The organism is Nocardiopsis camelliae (assembly GCF_028993595.1).
Lineage (GTDB): Bacteria > Actinomycetota > Actinomycetes > Streptosporangiales > Streptosporangiaceae > Nocardiopsis > Nocardiopsis dassonvillei.
In genome coordinates this window covers 4,542,463-4,562,242 of the sequence record NZ_CP118614.1, presented here as the reverse complement: position 1 = coordinate 4,562,242, position 19,780 = coordinate 4,542,463, and the positions used below count along the sequence as shown (strand labels likewise).

General features: G+C 73.8%; 16 protein-coding genes. 14 read left to right on the top strand and 2 right to left on the bottom strand.

The genetic code is table 11. The features are described 5' to 3' along the window. The first annotated feature begins 60 nt into the window (after positions 1 to 60). Positions 61 to 1,575 (top strand): serine hydrolase domain-containing protein, encoded by a 1,515-nt coding sequence (locus PV789_RS19880; protein ID WP_274974030.1) that lies wholly within the window; start codon positions 61 to 63, stop codon positions 1,573 to 1,575. On the opposite strand, the gene PV789_RS19875 is transcribed toward PV789_RS19880, so the two are convergent. Both PV789_RS19875 and PV789_RS19870 read right to left on the bottom strand, forming a co-directional pair. Then, positions 1,556 to 2,833, bottom strand: coding sequence for a DUF1015 family protein (locus tag PV789_RS19875; RefSeq protein WP_274974029.1), 1,278 nt, complete (start codon positions 2,831 to 2,833; stop codon positions 1,556 to 1,558). The genes PV789_RS19880 and PV789_RS19875 overlap by 20 nt on opposite strands. Before the next feature lie 39 nt (positions 2,834 to 2,872). Then, entirely contained in the window at positions 2,873 to 3,223 is a 351-nt protein-coding gene (locus tag PV789_RS19870) for an SCP2 sterol-binding domain-containing protein (protein WP_274974028.1), read from the bottom strand. 194 nt (positions 3,224 to 3,417) lie between these two features. Between PV789_RS19870 and PV789_RS19865 the strand changes: the two genes are divergently transcribed. The 13 genes from PV789_RS19865 to PV789_RS19805 all read left to right on the top strand — a co-directional run bounded on the left by PV789_RS19865 (position 3,418) and on the right by PV789_RS19805 (position 19,728). Continuing rightward, positions 3,418 to 4,158, top strand: coding sequence for a coiled-coil domain-containing protein (locus PV789_RS19865; RefSeq protein WP_274974027.1), 741 nt, complete (start codon positions 3,418 to 3,420; stop codon positions 4,156 to 4,158). A 30-nt stretch (positions 4,159 to 4,188) separates the two neighbouring features. After that, positions 4,189 to 4,386, top strand: coding sequence for a hypothetical protein (locus PV789_RS19860; RefSeq protein ID WP_274974026.1), 198 nt, complete (start codon positions 4,189 to 4,191; stop codon positions 4,384 to 4,386). 2 nt (positions 4,387 to 4,388) lie between these two features. Beyond that, positions 4,389 to 5,189, top strand: a complete 801-nt coding sequence (locus tag PV789_RS19855) for a TlyA family RNA methyltransferase (protein ID WP_274974025.1) — start codon at positions 4,389 to 4,391, stop codon at positions 5,187 to 5,189. Between the two features lie 112 nt (positions 5,190 to 5,301). Continuing rightward, positions 5,302 to 6,228, top strand: coding sequence for an NAD kinase (locus PV789_RS19850; RefSeq protein ID WP_013154043.1), 927 nt, complete (start codon positions 5,302 to 5,304; stop codon positions 6,226 to 6,228). A gap of 68 nt (positions 6,229 to 6,296) precedes the next feature. Then, the gene (gene recN / locus PV789_RS19845; protein WP_274974024.1) at positions 6,297 to 8,006 is read left to right on the top strand and encodes a DNA repair protein RecN; all 1,710 of its coding nucleotides are present in this window, start codon (positions 6,297 to 6,299) and stop codon (positions 8,004 to 8,006) included. A gap of 211 nt (positions 8,007 to 8,217) precedes the next feature. After that, on the top strand, positions 8,218 to 9,390 hold the full coding sequence (gene steA / locus PV789_RS19840) for a putative cytokinetic ring protein SteA (RefSeq protein WP_274978189.1): 1,173 nt from the start codon (positions 8,218 to 8,220) through the stop codon (positions 9,388 to 9,390). Then, the gene (locus PV789_RS19835) at positions 9,387 to 10,508 is read left to right on the top strand and encodes a copper transporter (protein ID WP_274974023.1); all 1,122 of its coding nucleotides are present in this window, start codon (positions 9,387 to 9,389) and stop codon (positions 10,506 to 10,508) included. Before steA ends, PV789_RS19835 begins: the two co-directional genes overlap by 4 nt. 359 nt (positions 10,509 to 10,867) lie before the next feature. Continuing rightward, the gene (locus tag PV789_RS19830) at positions 10,868 to 11,587 is read left to right on the top strand and encodes a hypothetical protein (RefSeq protein WP_274978188.1); all 720 of its coding nucleotides are present in this window, start codon (positions 10,868 to 10,870) and stop codon (positions 11,585 to 11,587) included. A gap of 10 nt (positions 11,588 to 11,597) precedes the next feature. Continuing rightward, on the top strand, positions 11,598 to 13,220 hold the full coding sequence (gene murJ, locus PV789_RS19825) for a murein biosynthesis integral membrane protein MurJ (protein ID WP_274974022.1): 1,623 nt from the start codon (positions 11,598 to 11,600) through the stop codon (positions 13,218 to 13,220). After that, entirely contained in the window at positions 13,217 to 14,299 is a 1,083-nt protein-coding gene (locus PV789_RS19820; protein ID WP_274974021.1) for a glycosyltransferase family 4 protein, read from the top strand. Before murJ ends, PV789_RS19820 begins: the two co-directional genes overlap by 4 nt. A 340-nt stretch (positions 14,300 to 14,639) precedes the next feature. Further along, positions 14,640 to 15,671 (top strand): TerC family protein, encoded by a 1,032-nt coding sequence (locus PV789_RS19815; protein WP_274974020.1) that lies wholly within the window; start codon positions 14,640 to 14,642, stop codon positions 15,669 to 15,671. 329 nt (positions 15,672 to 16,000) lie between these two features. Beyond that, positions 16,001 to 18,835 (top strand): excinuclease ABC subunit UvrA, encoded by a 2,835-nt coding sequence (gene uvrA, locus PV789_RS19810; protein ID WP_274974019.1) that lies wholly within the window; start codon positions 16,001 to 16,003, stop codon positions 18,833 to 18,835. A gap of 179 nt (positions 18,836 to 19,014) precedes the next feature. Beyond that, positions 19,015 to 19,728, top strand: a complete 714-nt coding sequence (locus tag PV789_RS19805; protein WP_274974018.1) for an RDD family protein — start codon at positions 19,015 to 19,017, stop codon at positions 19,726 to 19,728. The last annotated feature ends 52 nt before the right edge of the window (positions 19,729 to 19,780 follow it).

Genomic DNA, 19,780 nt, shown 5'->3' with positions numbered 1-19,780 from the left:
GGACGCTCGTGCGGTCGGCACCGTGGTCGCGGACGGGCCGAGCCGAGCACGATGGTCCGCATGTCCCTGACCAGAATCGCGGCGGCGGGCCTGGCCGCCGCCCTCCTGCTGCTCACCGCCGCACCCGCCCGGGCCGAGGTCCCCGACACGGCCCCGGACGCGCTGACTCCCGAGGCCGTGGACGCCTACGTGTCCGACTACCTGGACGCCTCACCCCTTCCGGGGGCCGCCGTCGCCGTGACCCGGGGCACCGAGGTGGTGCGCGCGGCGGGTTACGGCACCGACTCCGAGGGCGGGGCGATCACCGCCGACACCCCCATGGGTGTGGCCTCGGTCAGCAAGGCCTTCACCGCCCTTGCCGTCATGCAGCTCGTGGAGGACGGCGCGCTCATGCTCGACGACCGGGTGGCGCGGCACCTGCCGGGGTTCGCCCTCGACGACCCGCGCGCCGACCGCGTCACCGTCCGCCAACTGCTCACCCACACCTCGGGGATGTCCGACACCGCCTTCCGGGAGAAGAGCGCCCCCGCCGCCGAGGAGCTGGAGGAGGCGCTCGCCAGGATGGCCGACGCCGGGCTGGCCGCCGACCCGGGCACCGAGTTCCACTACCACAACCCCAACTACCACGTCGCGGCCCGGCTGGTGGAGGTCCTCGGCGGCCGCGCCTTCGGCGAGTACATGGACGAGCGCGTGTTCACGCCGCTGGGCATGGACGACACGGTCACCGTCGACACCGCGGAGGAGGTTTTCGCGGCGGGGGTGGCGCCCGGGCACGTCGCCGTCCTGGGCGGGGCCGTCGCGGCGCCCGAGCCGCAGAGCTACTTCAACGGCGCGGGCGGCATGGTCACCACCGCGCACGACATGGCCCGCTGGCTGGTCGCGCAGAACAACGGGGGACGGGGAGCCGACGGCGCCCGCGTCCTGTCGGAGGAGGGGATCACCGCCACCCGCACCCCGGTCGGCGGCGCGGGCGGCGACACCGCGCTGGGCTGGAACGCCGGGGAGAGCCCGGCGGGCGATCCGATGGTCTCGCACGGGGGCATCCAGTTCACCTACACCGCGCACCAGGCGCTGCTGCCCGCGAGCGGGTACGGCATCGCGGTGATGGCCAACACCGGGCTGGGCAGCGCCGACGCCTCCGCGCTGCTGCACGGGCTGGTGGCCCTGGCCGAGGGCGGGGAGCCCGCCGCGTCGAGCGCTCCGGCGCTGTTGGCGCTCGACCTGGTGTCGGTCGCCCTGGTCGGGCTGACCGGCTACCTCGCCCAGCGGGGTGTGCGGCGCGCCGGCGTCTGGGCGGAGGCCGTCCGTGTGCGTCCCCGGTGGCGCGGCGCGGTGCGCCTGCTGCCGGGGCTGGCCGTCATGGTCGCGGCCGTGTTCCCGAACCGGTTGGCGGCGCTGCTGGCCCAGGGCCGCGACATGACCTGGGGGCAGACCTTCTACCTGGCCCCCGCCCCCCTGGTCCTGCTGGTGGCCGCCGCGCTCGCCTTCGCCGTGGTGTACGCGGCCCGGGCCGCCCGCCTCGTCGGAGCGCGGCGGTCGGCCCGGGGCCGCTCCCTCAGTCCAGGAGGCGCATGACCAGACCCGTGCGCGGTTTGGGGCCGAACGAGGTGGACTTGCGGGGGGTCAGCTCCCCGCGGTCGGCCACCGCGTACACCTGTTCCACGCGCAGCGGGGGCACGATGACGGCGGTGCCCTTCTCGTCGCGGGCGGCGGCGACCGCCTCGGCCGGGTCGTCGTGCACCATCCGCACCCGCTCCTCCGGTACCTCCCACAGCGGAAGCAGCACCTGGTGCAGGGCGGCCGTGGACAGGTGCCGCCACTGCGGGGAGCGGTCGGGCATGGCCCGCTCCAGCGCCCGCTCGTCGAAGCTGTGCACCAGGTGGGCGTCGCCCTCGGCGGAGACCAGCAGCAGGGCGGGCGCCTCCACCCGGTCCAGGGCGTGTGCGCGGGGGTCCGCGATCCTTTCCACGGAGGCCACCGCGCGGGCGGCCTCGACCGCGGCGTCGGTGTCCAGGCCGGGCAGCACCCGGTGGATGGCGCCCAGCCGGGGCGGGTGGGTGTCGCTGTCCACGAGCAGGGCCAGCCCGTAGCGCCAGCCCGGGTCGTCGTGGGCGGCGCGCAGGCGCCGGTAGGCGGCGTAGCGGTGGTGTCCGTCGGCGATCAGCGCGGACCGGCCCGCCAGGTCGGCGCCGACGCGTCGCAGCACGGCGGGGTCGGTGACCGCCCACAGCCGGTGCTCGGCTCCGTCGCGGGTGCGCGCGTGCGTCAGCGGGGTGCCCGCGACCGCCTCGGTGGCGGCCGACGCGTACCCGTCGCCGCCCCGGTAGACCAGGAAGATCGGTTCGAGGTTGGCCCGGGCCAGGCCCATCAGGTGGAACCGGTCGCGCACCGGCGGGTCTGCCACGTCCTCGTGCGGGCGCACAGCGGGTTCGGCGCCCTCCTCGGGCAGGCGCAGGTTGCCCACCAGTCCGCGCTGGCGCCGCCCGTCGGCCGTGACCTGCTCGTACACGTACAGCGCCGGTCGCGGATCCAGCGCGAGCACCCCGTCGTCGATCCAGCTGCGCAGCAGGTCGGCGGCCGTGCGGTAGCGGCGCGGCACGGCCGTCCCCGTCCCGGCGGGGCTCTGGCGGCTCAGTTCGAAGGGCAGGGTGACCCGCGCCGCGTTGTGCGGGTCGGAGCGCTGGAGCGCACGCGCCTCGTCGGCGTCGGGGATGTCGTAGGGAGGGGCCAGGAGCCGTGCGAGGTCGAACTCCCCGTCGACGAAGCGGTCCGCGTCGGGGTCGGTGTAGCGCAGACCGCGGAAGGGCGCCAGTTCGAGAGGTTGGCGAGGCATCCCAGCACGGTACCCGTCACCGCTCGCCGTGCGGCCGGTTCAGAGGAGTTTTCGCACGCGCAGCATGTCGCCGACGCTGGCGTCGATCCTGACCCGGCGGCCGAGCACGGCCTTGGCCACGTCCAGGCGGTCCTCGGCCAGGGCCACGAGGTCCTCGCTGCTCACGGTGATCCGCACCTGTGCCCGGGGCGCGGGCCGGTCCGCGGGGCGGTGGGTGACGTCGACCAGGCCGTCAAGGGTGAGACGCATGTCGAAGACGGCCTCCAGGTCGGGGACCTCCACGCTCAGGGAGCGTTCGCGGATGTACTTGCGGCGCTTCTCGTCGGGTTGGGCGAGGATGCGCTGGTTCACCTTCTCGATGCCGGCGAGACACGTGTCGATGCTGCTCATGGCCACATCATGCCCCAGGCGCCGGGCGTTCGCGTCCTTGTGGTGCCATCGGGACGAATGGGGCGGTCTTGGGAGTTCGCGTGTCAACGGCGGTTCGGTCCCGGTAGCGTTGGCCACGGCCCCCCGTCGCGCAGCGGCTCGCCCTGCCCGCGCCCCTTCCCCTTTCGCGGTCCCACCAAGGAGCACTTGTCATCATGGTCGTCGACGCGGTACGCACCTACCTCGATGCCGCCAGTGGCCTCACCGAACTCTCGCGCAAGCAGGCCGTCGCCGCGGCCAAGGCCCTGCTCAGGGCGGACGGTCCCGCCGCGCCGGCCGCGGCGGAGGGGGAGAGCCTGCCGCCGCGGGTGGGGCAGAGCATCCAGAACCTGGCCGGGGAGCTCATCGAGACCAGCCAGGCCAACCGCGCGGCCATCGCCGACCTGGTCCGCTCCGAGGTCGGGCGCCAACTGGAGCGGATGGACGTGGTGCCGCGCGCCGACCACGAGCGGCTGGTGCGCCGGGTCGCCGAACTCGAACGCCGTCTGGCCGCCCGCCACGCGGTCGAGCGCGTTCTGGCCCCCGTCGAGGCGGGCGCGTCCTCGCCGGTGCGCCCCGCGGCCGCCGCGGAGGCCGACGGTTCCGGAACCGGGGTGCCCGCCGGGGACGGTGCCGCGGCCGGGTCCGACGAGGACGGTGCCGGGGCGGGTGCCGAGTCCGGCGCGGTCGCGACCGAAGGCGCCGCGAAGGACGCCGGGGTCCGGGACGCGCGGGAGGCCGACGACGACGGCGCGGACGCCTCCGCGGACGGGGCCGGTGCCGCGGCCGACGAGGGGGCCGAGGCCCGGGACGCCGACAAGCCCGCGGCCAGGAAGCCCCGTACCGCGGCCAAGACGGCCCGCGCGCGCACCGCCGCCAAGCGCACCACCAAGAGCAGGGGCACCACGAAGAAGTAGAGTCGGACCAGCGCGAACACCGGGAGAGGCATGGACCCCAACGAGCAGGCCCAGGCACTGGCCGAGCAGACCCTGCGCAGTACCAGGGAGCGGCTGGAGTCGCTGGAGTCCCTGCCCACCGCCGAGCACGTCGCGGTCTTCGACACCCTGCACCAGGAGCTGTCCGGGGTGCTCGGCGCGCTCGACCAGGGCGTCGGCGCCCCCGAACAGCCCCGGTATCCTCGGTAACCATGGCAAAACGCACCCGGCTCGACGCGGAACTGGTCCGCCGCGGGCACGCACGGTCCCGTGGACACGCCGCCGAGATCATCGAGGGCGGATTCGTCAAGGTCGCGGGGATCGTGGCCTCCAAGGCCGCGACCCAGGTCGGCCAGGACCAGCCCATCGTGGTTCGCCCGCCCTCCGACGAACCCCCCTACGTCTCCCGCGGCGCCCACAAGCTCATCGGGGCCCTCGACGCCTTCGAGTTCGACGTCACCGACCGCCGGGCCCTGGACGCGGGCGCCTCCACCGGCGGGTTCACCGACGTGCTGCTGCGCCGCAGGGCGGCCCACGTCACCGCCGTGGACGTGGGCTACGGCCAGTTGGCCTGGTCGCTGCGCAGCAACGACCGCGTGCGCGTGATGGAGCGGGTCAACGTCCGCGAGCTCACCCCCGGGCAGATCGGTGAGCCCCGCCCCGACCTGGTCGTGGGCGACCTGTCGTTCATCTCGTTGCGCCTGGTGCTGGGGGCGCTGCGGGACTGCGCGGCCGCCGACGCCGACTTCGTGCTCATGGTCAAGCCCCAGTTCGAGGTGGGCAAGGACAAGGTCGGCGCCGGGGGAGTGGTCCGCGAGCCGGAGCTGCGCGCCGAGGCCGTCTCCGACGTGGCCGCGCACGCCCTCACCCTGGGGCTGGGCACCGTCGGCGTCACCGCCAGCCCCCTGCCGGGCCCCTCCGGCAACGTCGAGTACTTCCTGTGGATGCGCGCGGGGGCCGCGCCCCTGGACCCGGACGCGTTGGCCCGGGCCGTGGAGGAGGGGCCGCGTTAGCGACCGTGGTGAGCGTGTCTCAGGAGTCCGGTAACGTGACCCGGCCGGGTCGGCGAACACCCCGGCCAGCACTTCAGGCTCCCCGCGGGGGAGTGAACGTAAGGGGACGGCGATGACCAGCGGACGCAGTGTTCTCCTGCTGGCCCACACCGGTCGGCCCGCCGCGGTACGCAGCGCCCAACTGGTCCACGAGAGCCTGAGCAGGGCCGGGCTGACCGTGCGCATGCTCAAGAACGAGATCGAGGAACTGGCCGCGGAGGACTGCGTGCTCTCCCCGGTCGAGGTCGTGGAGCCGGGGGAGGCGGCCCGGGGCGTCGAGCTGGTCATGGTGCTCGGCGGCGACGGCACCCTGCTGCGCGCCGCGGAGATCGCCCGCCCGGCCGGGGCGCCCCTGTTGGGGGTGAACCTGGGCCACGTGGGGTTCCTGGCCGAGGCCGAGCGCGAGGACCTGGGCGCGACCGTGCGCAGTGTCGTCAACCGCGACTACGACGTCGAGGAGCGCATGACCCTGGACGTGGCGGTCTTCAACGGGGGCCGGGGTGACGGGAGCCCGCCCGTGCGCAACTGGGCGCTCAACGACGCGACCCTGGAGAAGGGCGAGGCGCGCCGCATCCTGGAGACCGTCCTGGAGATCGACGGCCGTCCGCTCTCGCGCTGGGCCTGCGACGGTGTGGTGTGCGCCACCCCCACGGGTTCCACCGCGCACGCCTTCTCCGCGGGCGGCCCGGTGGTGTGGCCGGACGTGGACGCCCTGATGGTCGTGCCGCTCAGCGCGCACGCCCTGTTCGCGCGGCCGCTGGTGGTGGGGCCCAACGCGACGGTGGCCCTGGAGGTGGTTCCGGCCACGGCGCCGGGCGTGCTCTGGTGCGACGGACGGCGTATGGTCGAATTGCCCGCGGGGGCACGAATCGAGATCACCCGTGCCGACACGCCGGTTCGGCTGGCCCGGCTGCACCGGGCGCCGTTCACCGACCGGCTGGTGGCCAAGTTCGGACTGTCGGTCGCCGGATGGCGGGGCCGTAGCGAGCACGGTCGCTGACCGGGCCGCGCGGCCCGGTGCTCGGTGCGCGTGTGTGGGCAGTGGCGTCAACTACAGGAGAGGGATCGGTGCTCGAAGAAGTCCGTATCCAGGGACTCGGAGTCATTGACGACGCCGTTTTGGAGTTGTCACCGGGGCTGACCGTCGTCACCGGCGAGACCGGTGCGGGAAAGACCATGGTCGTCACCGGGCTCGGGCTGCTCTTCGGCGGGCGGGCCGACCCCCAGCGCGTACGTCCGGGTGCGGACCGGGCCGTGGTGGAGGGGCGCCTGACCGTCCCCTCGGGCGGCCGGGTGGCCGCCCGGGTGCTGGAGGCGGGGGGCGACATCGACGACGACGTCCTCATCCTCACCCGCGCGGTGTCGGCCGAGGGCCGCTCCCGCGCCACCATGGGCGGCCGGTCCGCCCCGGTGAGCCTGCTCGCCTACCTCGCCGACGACCTGGTCGCCGTGCACGGCCAGTCCGACCAGCAGCGCCTGCTGCGCTCGGACCGGCAGCGCTCCTCCCTGGACCGCTTCGCGGGCGAGCCGCTGACCAAGGCGCTCAAGCAGTACACCATGGCCTACCGGCGCCACCGGGAGGTGACGGCGGAGCTGGAGGAGCTGGTGGAGCAGGCGCGCGAGCGCGCCCAGGAGGCCGACATGCTCCGCTTCGGCGCGGAGGAGATCGCCGCCGCCGAGCCCCAGGCCGGTGAGGACGCCGAGCTGCTCGCGGAGGAGACGCGGCTGGCGCACGCCGACAGCCTGCGCGTGGCGGCCACCACCGCCCACGAGGCGCTGGCCGGGGACCCGGCCTCCGACGTGGAGGTGGACGTGGCCGCGCTGCTCTCAGCGGCCCGGCAGGCCGTGACGGCGGTGCGTGAGCACGACGCCGAGCTGGCCGCGATCGGCGAGCGGTTGGACGAGGCCTCCTACATCCTCACCGACGCCGCCACCGAGCTGGCCTCCTACGCCGAGTCGGTGGACGCCGACCCCGCACGTCTGGCCCTGGTGCAGGAGCGCCGCGCGCTGCTCACCTCGCTCTCGCGCAAGTACGGCGCGACCACGGACGAGGTGCTGGCCTGGGCCGAGAACGCGGCCAAGCGCCTGGCCGACCTGGAGGGCGACGACGAGCGCATCGACGCGCTGCGCGCCGAGGCCGACGAGCTGCACGAGCGCATGGACCGGTTCGCGGCCGAGCTGACCCGTGTGCGCACCGAGGCCGCCGACCGGTTCGGGGAGGCCGTGACCGAGGAGCTGACCGCGCTGGCCATGCCGCACGCCCGCGTGAGCGTGCGCATCACCACGGGTGAGGAGTTCGGCCAGCACGGGCGCGACGAGGTCGAGGTCCTGCTGGCCCCGCACCCCAGTTCCCCGCCCCTGGCCCTGCACAAGGGCGCCTCGGGCGGTGAGCTCTCGCGCGTGATGCTGGCCATCGAGGTGGTCTTCGCCGGCGCCGACCCGGTGCCCACGTTCGTCTTCGACGAGGTGGACGCGGGTGTGGGCGGCAAGGCCGCGGTGGAGATCGGCCGCCGGCTGGCCCGGCTGGCCCGGCGCGCCCAGGTCATCGTGGTCACGCACCTGCCGCAGGTCGCGGCGTTCGCCGACGCCCACCTGGTGGTGGAGAAGTCCACCGAGGGCCTGGTCACCGAGAGTGGTGTGGTGCGGCTGGACCGCGGGGGCCGGGTCCGGGAGCTGTCGCGGATGCTGGCGGGGCTGGAGGACTCCGAGCTGGGCCGTGCTCACGCCGAGGAGCTGCTCACCAACGCCGATCCGGAGCGTGCCTATCCGGCGGCCTGACCTGGGCGTTGTGTACACGTTCGGAACGGATGTGTGACCTTCCGGCGTTTCGGGGTAGTGGGCGGGCAGGTCGCCGCGGTCGTCCCGGAACGGGGTGGGGTCGGCGGTCTCGACCAGAACACGCCGATCTCACAGCTGTGATGACTCTCCGTAGGTGAGTTCTGACAGTATGCCAGCGATGAAGGTATCGGATGCGCTCAGCGCCACAGTCATGCGGTTCCGCCGCACCCGGGCGGACGCTCCCACAGGGCTGATCGCGCCCGTCCGCTCGGACCGGCGCACCAAGAACCTGACCAAACGTCTGCGACCGGGCGACATCGCGGTCATCGACCACGTCGACCTGGACCGCGTCAGTGCCGAGGCCCTGGTGGGCTGCGGTGTGTCGGCGGTCCTCAACGTCGCCACGAGCATCAGCGGCCGCTACCCCAACCAGGGGCCGGAGATGATCGTGGACGCGGGGATCCCCCTGGTCGACGACGTCGACCCCGAGGTGTTCACCCGCGTCCGCGACGGTGAGCGGCTCCGCCTGGAGGGCGCCACCCTGTACCGCGGCGACGAGGTCGTCGCGCGCGGCACCCTCCAGGACCAGGGGACCGTCAGCGCGGCGATGGAGGAGGCCCGCGCGGGCCTGGCCACACAGCTGGAAGCCTTCGCGGCCAACACCATGGCCTACCTCCAGCACGAGCGCGACCTGCTTCTGGACGGCATCGGCATCCCCACCATCGAGACCGACATCGAGGGCCGCCACGTCCTCATCGTGGTCCGCGGTTACCACTACCGGGAGGACATCGCGGCGCTGCGGCCCTACATCCGCGAGTTCCGGCCGGTCATCATCGCCGTGGACGGCGGGGCGGACGCGGTCATGGAGGCGGGGTACAAGCCCGACATCATCGTCGGCGACTTCGACTCGGTCTCGGACCGGGCGCTGGCCAGCGGGGCCGAGCTGGTCGTGCACGCCTACCGCGACGGCAGGGCCCCGGGCCTGCCCAGGCTCACCGACCTGGGGCACGGCGCGGTGGTCTTCCCCGCCACGGGCACCAGCGAGGACGTGGCGATGATGCTCGCCGACGGCGCGGGCGCCGCGCTCATCGTCGCCGTGGGCACCCACGCCACCCTGGAGGAGTTCCTCGACAAGGGCAGGGCGGGGATGGCCAGCACCTTCCTGACCCGGCTGCGGGTGGGCGGCAAGCTCGTCGACGCCAAGGGCGTCAGCCGCCTGTACCGCTCGCGCATCTCCCCCTGGGCCCTGCTCGGGCTGGTCGCGGCCTGCCTGCTCACCATCGTGGTCGCCGCCTACAGCTCACCGGCGGGCCAGGTCTACCTCACCTTTCTCGCGGCGCGCTGGGACGCGTTCTCCTACTGGTTGACAGGGCTGTTGACGTGATCGATTTCCGCTACCACCTGGTGTCCATCGTCGCGGTGTTCCTCGCGCTCACCGTGGGGCTCGTCCTGGGGACCACCATGCTCCAGGACCCGCTGCTCAACACGCTCCAGTCCGAGACTGCCGACCTGCGCAGCCAGAGCGAGGAACTGCGCGCCGAGCGCGACGCCGCCGACCAGGTCAACGCCGGGGCCGACCGGATGGCCGAGGCCGTGTCCGACGACACGCTCGCCGGTCTGCTCACCGACCTGGGCGTGGTGGTCGTGAGCGCTCCCGGAGCCGACACCGAGACGGCCGACGCCCTGGCCGGGCGCGTGGAGCAGGCGGGCGGGGAGATCGTCGGCCGGGTCCAGATCAGCGACGCGTTCCTGGACGGCGGCAACGCCACCTTCGTCGACGAGTTGGCCCTGCAGATCACCCAGGACCCCCAGGACCTGTCCGGCAGCCCCCACGAGAAGGCGGGCGCCGAGATCGGCCGCGCCCTGGCCGCCGCGGAGGAGGAGCCCTCCGGGGAGGGGGACCCCGGTGACGAGGAGGCCTCCCCGTCCGACGACCCGTCCGCCCGGGAGGGGGAGGGCGGTGACGGCGGCTACGACCCGTCGGCCGTCCTGGAGGCCTTCACCGAGGGCGGGCTGATCACGGTGGAGGGGGACCCCGCCGAGTCCTCCGACGCCGTGGTCGTCCTCGCGCCCTCGGGCGGGTCCTCTCCCGAGGGTCAGGACCCGCAGACCGCCAACGCGGTGCTGAACACGATCACCACGGCCCTGCACCAGGAGGTCGGCGCCACCGTCGTGGCCGGTGACGGTCCCTCCGCCCGGGGCGAGGGGATGCTCGCGCAGGCGCGCGCAGCGGAGGCGGCCTTCGCCACCGTGGACGTGGCCAGCCGTCCGATGGGCGAGGTCATCACGGTCCTGGCCCTGGCCGAGAACCTGGAGGAGGCCGGGGGAGCCTACGGCATAGGCGAGGGGGTGGCGGGCTTCCTCCCCGACCCGCTGCCCGAGCCGCGCGAGGTCTCCGAGGACTCCTCCGAGGCCTCCGCGGAGCCCACCGGGAGCGAGGCCGCCCGCGACGCGGGCGGCGGCACCGAAGAGGCCCGCCGCACGGTCCGGGACGGGGAGTGACACCGTTGACCGCCCCCGTCCCCCTCGCGGACCCCGGGTCCGCAGCCGCGCGGTTCCTGGCCCAGGGCCTGACCGGTGCCCTGCTCGGAGCCGCCGCGGCCTCCACGGCCTACTCCGTGCTCACCCGGGGCCGCCGCGCCCGGCCCGGAGCCGTCCGTGTGGTCGTCCCCGGCGCACCCGACGCGTGCGGCACGCCGAGTCCGTCCGACGCCTCCGCGACGCCGGTCACCGCAGGGGCGGCGCGCACGGCGGCCACCGCCGGTGCGCCTGCCGTGCCGGTACCGCGTACACCGGCCGCACCGGGCCCGTCGGGCGCACCGTACGCACACGGCGCACCGGGCTCGTCCGGCACACCCGAAGTGCCGAACGTCTGGCTGCGCACCAACTTCCGCGGCCGCCGCGTCACCCTGCGCCAGGGGCCCGCGCTGGCCTGCGGCGTGTGCGCGGCCGTCCTGCTCGTGCCCGGCCCCGGCCCGCGCGTGCGCGCCGCCTCCGTGCTGGCCGCGGCGGGCGCCGCCGCCTTCGGGGTCTACGACGACCTGGCGGGCTCGTCCCGGGCCCGCGGCCTGCGCGGGCACCTGGGCGCCCTGGCGGGCGGCCGGGTCACCACCGGCATGGTCAAGATGGCGGGCATCGGGGCCACCGGGGTCGCCGCCGCCCGCCTGCTGCGCCGCTCGCCGCTGGACACCGTGCTCGACGGGGCGCTCATCGCCGCCAGCGCCAACCTGCTCAACCTGTTCGACCTGCGCCCCGGACGCGCGGCCAAGGTCGCGCTGTTCGCCGCCGCCCCCGCCCTGGCCTCCCCGGCCGCGCCGCTGCTGGGACCCGTCGTGGGCGCCTCGGCCGCGCTGCTGCCCGACGAGCTGGCAGAGCGGTCCATGCTCGGCGACGCCGGGGCCAACGCCCTGGGCGCCGCCCTGGGCGCGGCCGCCGCGGCCCGGGCGCCCCGCCCCGTGCGCGTGGCGCTGCTCGCGGGGGTCGCCGCCCTGACCCTGGCCAGCGAGCGCGTCAGCTTCTCCCGCGTCATCGACCGCGTCCCGGCCCTGCGCCGCCTCGACCGCTGGGGCAGGCACGAGTGAGACGGCCACGGTGTCCCGTACCATCCAGGGGGTGACGCGCGGAGTAGGCACGGCGGCGGCGCTCATCGCGGTGGTCACGGTGGGGGCCAGACTGGCGGGGTTCGGGCGCACCGTGGTCTTCTCCCAGACCGTCGGCGACACCTGTCTGGGCACCGCCTACGTCACCGCCAACCAGCTGCCCGCCGTCCTGTTCGAGATCGTCATCGGCGGGGCGCTCACCGCGGTGGTCGTCCCGGTGCTGGCCGCCGCCGCCGAGCGCGGCGACCGCGAGCAGGTGCGCCACACCGCCTCGGCGCTCATCACCTGGGTCCTGCTGCTGGCCGTGCCGCTGTCGGCGCTGCTCGCCCTGGTCTCGGTCCCGGCGATGTCGCTCATGCTGGGCGCGGGCGAGGGCTGCGACCGGGGCGCGCTGCTCGGGCTGGCCGCCCGTATGCTCGCGGTCTTCGCCCCGCAGATCGTCCTCTACGGCCTGGCCTCGGTGCTCTACGGCGTCCTGCAGTCCCACCGCCGCTTCCTGGCCCCGGCCCTGGCCCCGCTGGTGTCCAGCCTGGTGGTCATCGCCGCCTACGTGGCCTTCGTGCCGCTGGGAGCTGACCACCGCCAGGACGTGGCGGGCCTGCCGCTGGCGGCCGAGCTGGCCCTGTCCCTGGGCACCACCGCCGGGGCGGCGGCGCTCTTCCTCACGGTCGTGGGGCCCGCCCGGCGGCTGCGGGTGCGGCCCCGGCCGCGTCTGACCTTCCCGCCCGGGGTGGGCGGGCGCGTGCGCTCCCTGGCACTGGCCTCCCTGCTGCCGCTGGCGGCCATGCAGCTGTGCCTGCTGCTGTTCGTGGCCCTGGCCAACCGGGGCGGCGGCGCGGGCGCGGCCGTGCTCCACACCTACGCCTGGGCCCTGTTCACCCTGCCCTACGGGGTGATCGCGGTGCCCATCGCCACCAGCGCGTTCACCGCCCTGGCGGTCGCGCACGCCGAACACGACCGGCGGGGGTACGCCTCCCTGGTGGCGGGCGGCGCCCGCGCCTGCGTGGTGGTCACCGCCGGGGTGGGCGCCGCCCTGGCCGCCGCCGCGGCCCCGGTGGCCCTGGTCTTCGCCCAGCACGACCCCGTCACCCTGGAGCGCGCCCTGCTCGCCTACGCACCCGGGGTGGTGGGCTTCGGGCTGGTGGCCCTGCTCAGCCGGGCCCTGTACGCCTCGCACCACGGGCGTCTTGCCGCCACGGCCCAGGTGGTGGGGTGGCTGGTGGTGATGTTGTGTGCTGTGGTGTTGGTGTGGACGTTGCCGCCGGACTGGTCCATCGCCGGTCTGGGCGCGGCCAGCACGGTCGGGCTGAGCCTGGCCGCGGCCCTGTTGTGCGCTGCGGTGGCGCGCACGCACGGTCGGCAGACCCTGACGGGACTGGCGCGCTCGGTACTGGCCGCGGCGCTGGGCGGTGTGGTCGGGTGGAGCGCGGGGCGCGCGGTGGCCGCGGCCCTGCCCGCGGACGGCGTGTGGCAGACGGTGGCGGCGGCCGCGGTGTCGGCGACGGCGGCGCTGGCCGCCTACGCGGCCGTCGCGGCGGTGGTGGACCGTCCGGCGGTGCGCGCCGTCGCCGACCGGGTCGGGACCGTACTCGAACGCAGGAGGGAGAGGCGTTGAACGCCAGGATCGCGCTGGTCATCGGTACCAGCAGTGGAGGGGTGGGCCGCCACGTGCGCTCGCTGGGCGCGGGCCTGGCCGCGCGCGGCCACCGGGTGGCGGTGCTGGGCCCGGCCTCCGCCGAGCGCGAGTTCAGCTTCACCTCGGAGGGCATGCGCTTCTCCCCGGTCGGCATCGGAGCGGCGCCCTCAGCGGGCGATCCCGGCGCCGTGCTGCGCCTGCGCGCCCTGACCCGGGGCGCGGACGTGGTGCACGCGCACGGGCTGCGGGCCGGGGCCCTGTGCGCGCTGGCCGGCGCCTCTCCGCTGGTGGTGACCGCGCACAACGCGCCGCCGCTGGTGCGGGGGGCGCTGTCGGCGGCCTACCCGGTGCTGGAGCGGATCGTGGCGCACCGCGCGGACGTGGTGCTGGGGGTGTCGGGCGACCTGGTGCGCAGGCTGCGCTCGGTCGGGGCGCGCGACGCGCGGCTGGCGGTGGTGGCCGCTCCCGAGACCGGCGCTCCGGTGAACGGGCGCGAGGCCACCCGGGACGATCTGGCGGTGCTGCCGGAGCGGCCGCTGCTGCTGACCGTCGCCCGCCTGGCCGAGCAGAAGGGGCTGGACATGCTCCTGGCGGCGGCGCCGGCCATCGCCGACCGCCGCCCCGAACCGGTGGTGGCGATCGCCGGGGACGGTCCCCTGTGGGGGGAGCTGCACGACACGGCCGCGGAGATGCGCGCGGACGTGCGCATGCTGGGGCACCGCGCGGACGTGGCCGACCTGTTGGCGGCGGCGGACGTGTTCTGCCTGACCAGCCAGTGGGAGGGGCCCTCGCTGGTGATCATGGAGGCGCTGCGCGCGGGGCTGCCGGTGGTCTCCACCCGGGTCGGCGGCATCCCGGACCTGTACTCGGGGACGGTGCTGATGGTGCCGCCGGGGGATCCCGCGGCCTTCGCCGCCGCCGTGGGCCGGGTGCTGGACGATCCGGCGCTGGCCGAGGACCTGCGGGCGCGCTCGCGCGAGGCGGCCAAGGCGCTGCCGAGCGAGGAGGACGCGGTGGAGGCCGCCGCGGGCGTGTACAAGGCGGTGCTGCGCAGGTGAGGCGGGACGCGTGTGAATACGGGGGCGGGGTGGCCCCGGGGTCGGGTGGACCTGTCCCCGGGGTGCGGTCGATGCCACCTTCGCCGGGGCTTCACCTCGCGGGGGTGTAGATGTCATCCTGGACTACGGTCCGGTGTGTGCCGCCCACTGTGCGGTACCGGTATCCTGGCCTGACACGTGAGGGGAGTATCCCTGTCGCGGCGGTGTCGTCATCACGGCGGACAATGTCGTCCTCCCGGTGCCGCCGGTTCGCAGCGCTTCGCTGCGAGCGGGAGAGACCTCCGGTGGTTCGACGTGCGTGCACACCGCTCGCGCGCACTGACCGGAGGAGAGACCGTCCGTGAACGTTCCCTTGTGGTTGTGGGCTGCCACGATCGGCGCCATGGTCGCCATCCTGGTGATCGACCTCATCATCGTCGACCATCCCTGGAGCAAGACGAAGGGCCCCCAGGAGTTCGGCATGAAGCAGGCCGCCTGGTGGGCGGCCTTCTACATCGGCATCGCCATCATCTTCGGCTTCGGCGTCTGGTACTTCGGCGGAGGCGCCGCGGGCGCCGAGTACTTCGCCGGGTTCGTCACCGAGAAGAGCCTGAGCATCGACAACCTCTTCGTGTTCTACCTTCTGATGGGCTCCTTCGCGGTGCCCAAGAAGTACCAGCACGAGGTCCTGCTCGTCGGCATCGTCATCGCGCTGGTCATGCGCGGTATCTTCATCGTCCTGGGCGCCCAGGTCATCAACGCCTGGAGTGAGGTCTTCTACCTCTTCGGCGCCTTCCTGATCTACACCGGTTACAAGATCGTCCGCGACCACATGAAGGGCGACGAGGAGGAGAAGGACTTCACCCAGACCCCGGTGGTCCGCCTCCTCAAGCGCTTCTGGCCGGTGACCGACGACTACCACGGCGCCAAGCTCACCGTGAAGCTCGACGGCCGCCGCCACATCACGCCGATGCTGATGGTCATCGTCGCGATCGGCATGATCGACCTGGTCTTCGCCGTCGACTCCATCCCGGCGATCTTCGGTCTGACCCAGGACGCCTACATCGTCTTCACCGCCAACGCCTTCGCCCTGCTGGGCCTGCGCCAGCTGTACTTCCTGCTGGCCGGTCTGATGGACCGCCTGGCCTACATCAGCTGGGGCCTGTCGGCGATCATGGTCTTCATCGGCGTCAAGATGATCCTGCACGCCCTGCACGAGAACGGCGTGCACGTGCCCGAGGTCGGCATCGGCCTGTCCCTGACCGTCATCCTGGGCATCATGACCATCACCATCGTCGGCAGCCTGGTCAAGTCCCGCGCCGACGAGCGCAAGAACCCCGAGCTCAAGACCGAGCGCGACCCCTCGGTCGACTCCCCGGCGGACCGCTCCTGAGCGGACGGCGGGCCCGCGGGCGCGCCGAGGACATTCCGGGAAACGGCCGGATTCGAACAGCCGTTCGTCTATAGTGGTGGCACCCTGAGCGCTCCGGCGCCGGGGTGCCGCCTTGTTTTGCGAGGTGGAAGAAACCGTCGTCGGCGGTCGTTAGGCTGGACGGGCGGGAGAGGCGAGCGTCCTCCCCCCTCTCCTCAGCGGCCCGTCTCCGGGGCCCGGGCGGTCTCCGGGAGATCCCGACCGCCGCACGCGAAGTTCCACACGGGTCAGCCGACGTCACGCGACGGGGTCCGCGTCCTGTGCGCCAGAGCCGAAGGATGTCTCACTCGATGGTCGAACAACTGGTAGTCCGGGGAGCCCGGGAGCACAACCTCAAGGACGTCTCGCTGGACCTGCCGCGCGACTCCATGATCGTGTTCACCGGCCTGTCCGGTTCGGGCAAGTCGTCGCTGGCCTTCGACACGATCTTCGCCGAGGGCCAGCGGCGCTACGTGGAGTCGCTGTCGGCCTACGCCCGCCAGTTCCTGGGGCAGATGGACAAGCCGGACGTGGACTTCATCGAGGGCCTGTCCCCGGCGGTGTCCATCGACCAGAAGTCCACCAGCCGCAACCCCCGCTCCACCGTCGGCACCATCACCGAGGTCTACGACTACCTGCGGCTGCTGTGGGCGCGCATCGGCGTCCCGCACTGCCCCGAGTGCCACCGCGAGATCGCCCGCCAGACCCCGCAGCAGATCGTGGACCGCGTCCTGGAGATGGAGGAGGGCACCCGCTTCCAGGTGCTCGCCCCCGTCGTGCGTGGACGCAAGGGCGAGTACGTCGAGCTGTTCAAGGACCTGCAGTCCAAGGGCTACACCCGCGCGGTGGTGGACGGGCAGGCCGTACGCCTGGACGAGGCGCCCAAGCTGGGCCGCTACGACAAGCACGACATCGCCGTGGTCGTGGACCGCCTCAGCGTCAAGCCCTCCTCCCGCGGGCGGCTGACCGACTCGGTGGAGACGGCGCTCAAGCTGGCCGGGGGCACCATCGTCCTGGACTTCGTGGACGTGGAGGCCGGGGACCCCGACCGCGAGAAGGTCTTCTCCGAGCACCTGTACTGCCCCTACGACGACCTGTCCTTCGAACAGCTCGAACCGCGCTCCTTCTCCTTCAACGCCCCCTACGGCGCCTGCGCCGAGTGCTCGGGCCTGGGCACCCGCATGGAGGTCGACCCCGAACTCCTGGTCCCCGACCCCGAGAAGACGCTGGCCGAGGGCGCCATCGGCCCCTGGTCGGGCGGGCCCAACAGCGGTTACTGGGAGCGCATCCTCAAGGCGGTGGGCGAGGCGATCGGCTTCGACCTGGACACCCCCTGGGAGCGGCTGCCGCGCCGCGCGCGCAAGGCCCTGCTGGAGGGGCACGACACCCAGGTCCACGTCAGCTACCGCAACAGGTACGGGCGCAACCGCTCCTACTACACCGAGTTCGAGGGCGTCATCCCCTGGGTCAAGCGCCGCCACTCCGAGACCGAGAGCGACTACGGCCGCGAACGGCTGGAGGGGTACATGCGCACCGTGCCCTGCCCGACCTGCGAGGGCACGCGCCTCAAGCCGGTCGTGCTCGCGGTGACCGTGGGCGGCAGGTCCATCGCCGAGGTCGCCCAGATGCCGCTCAGCGACAGCGCGGCCTTCCTGGCCGGGCTCACGCTCTCCGAGCGCGACGCGGTCATCGCCGCCCAGGTGCTCAAGGAGATCAACGCCCGGCTCGGCTTCCTGCTCGACGTCGGCCTGGACTACCTGAGCCTGGCGCGCTCCTCGGGCTCGCTCTCGGGCGGGGAGGCCCAGCGTATCCGCCTGGCCACCCAGATCGGCTCCGGCCTGGTGGGCGTGCTGTACGTGCTGGACGAGCCCTCCATCGGCCTGCACCAGCGCGACAACGCGCGCCTGCTGGAGACCCTCCAGCGCCTGCGCGACATCGGCAACACGCTCATCGTCGTCGAACACGACGAGGACACCATCCGCGCCGCCGACTGGGTCGTGGACATCGGCCCCGGCGCGGGCGAGCACGGCGGCCACGTCGTGGTCTCGGGGATCGTGGACGAGCTGCTCACCTCGCAGGACTCGCTCACCGGCGAGTACCTGTCCGGCAAGCGCGGCATCGAGGTGCCCGTGGAGCGCCGCCCCCTCACCCGGGGGCACGAGCTGGTGGTCCGGGGGGCGCGCGAGAACAACCTCCACGGCATCGACGTCGCCTTCCCGCTGGGCGTGTTCACCGCCGTCACCGGCGTGTCCGGCTCGGGCAAGTCCACCCTGGTCAACGAGATCCTCTACAAGGCCCTGGCCAAGGAGCTCAACGGGGCGCGCGACGTGCCCGGCCGCCACCTGCGGGTCAACGGCACGAACAAGGTCGACAAGGTCGTGCACGTGGACCAGAGCCCCATCGGGCGGACCCCGCGCTCCAACCCGGCCACCTACTCGGGGGTCTTCGACCACATCCGCAAGCTGTTCGCGCAGACCACCGACGCCAAGACGCGCGGCTACCAGCCGGGCCGGTTCTCCTTCAACGTCAAGGGCGGCCGCTGCGAGGCCTGCTCCGGCGACGGCACGCTCAAGATCGAGATGCAGTTCCTGCCCGACGTCTACGTGCCCTGCGAGGTGTGCCACGGCGCCCGGTACAACCGGGAGACCCTCCAGGTCCGCTACAAGGGCAAGAACATCTCCGAGGTCCTCAACATGCCGATCTCGGAGGCCCTGGAGTTCTTCGAGCCGATCAACGCCATCCGCCGCCACCTGCAGACCCTGGCCGACGTCGGCCTGGGTTACGTGCGGCTGGGCCAGCCCGCCACGACGCTGTCGGGCGGCGAGGCGCAGCGGGTCAAGCTCGCCGCCGAGCTCCAGCGCCGCTCCACCGGACGGACGGTGTACGTGCTCGACGAGCCCACGACCGGCCTGCACTTCGAGGACATCCGCAAGCTGCTGGGCGTGCTCAACCGGCTGGCCGACACCGGCAACACGGTGATCGTCATCGAGCACAACCTCGACGTGATCAAGACGGCCGACCACGTCATCGACATGGGCCCGGAGGGCGGCTCCGGCGGCGGCACCGTGGTCGCGCAGGGGACCCCGGAGGAGGTCGCCGCGGTGGCCGAGTCCTACACCGGGCGCTTCCTGGCCAAGATGCTCTGAGCCCGCGCTCCGCGCCTGCGCCGCGCCCCGTCCCGGTCCTCGCGGGACGGGGCGCGGCGCCGCCCGCTGCCGCAGCGGGTCGGCGGTTCGCGACGCATGTCCCACCTCAGTAGAGTCGAACGTGTCCGCGCCCGGCCCCCGCGCGACTCCGACGAACCGCCCTGGAGGTTGGCCCGCCCATGAACGTCCCTCCCCGACCGGACCGCGGCGGGCCGACGCCTCAGGGCGTCCAGCAGCCCCCATCCGTCCCCGGGCACGGGGAGCCCCCCGGTTTCCACGACGGCGACCGCTCCGGCGCACCGGGCGCCGCCCCGGGCCCCGAACCCGTGGAGCGGCTCTACCCGCTGGCCGCCTGGCGGACGCGGGTGTACGCGCGCGGCATCGACCTGCTCCTGGTCGCCCTGCCCGCGCTGCTGCTGGCCCTCGTGCTCTCCCTGGCCTGGGTGGGCGTCCAGGCGGTCGGCTCCGGCGACACCACCGGTATCGGCGACCGGTACCCGCTCTTCCTGTCGGTGACCTTCTTCCTGCTCCACGCGGGCTACGAGACCCTCGCCCTCTCCCGCTGGCAGCAGACACTGGGCAAGCGCCGCGTCGGGCTCAGGGTCGCCCCCCAGGCCGGGAACGGCGGTCTGGGCGCGCCGCCGCTGGCCGCCCTGACGGTGCGCGCCGCGCTGCTGGCCCTGCCCTTCCTGCTGTTCTTCCTGTTCTTCAGCGCCGTCTGGTTCTGGTGGTTCGTGGTGGCCGTGACGGCGCTGCTCACCGGCGGGATGGCTGCCTGGAACCGGCCCAACCGGCAGGGGCTGCACGACCGGATCGCCGGCACCGTGGTGCTGGACGTGGCCGCGGCGGACCCGCGGACCCCGGCGGCGCCCCCGTATCCGCCGCGGGCCTGACGGCTCTCGCGCACACCCCGGAACCCGGGCACCCCGCCGTACCTACTACATT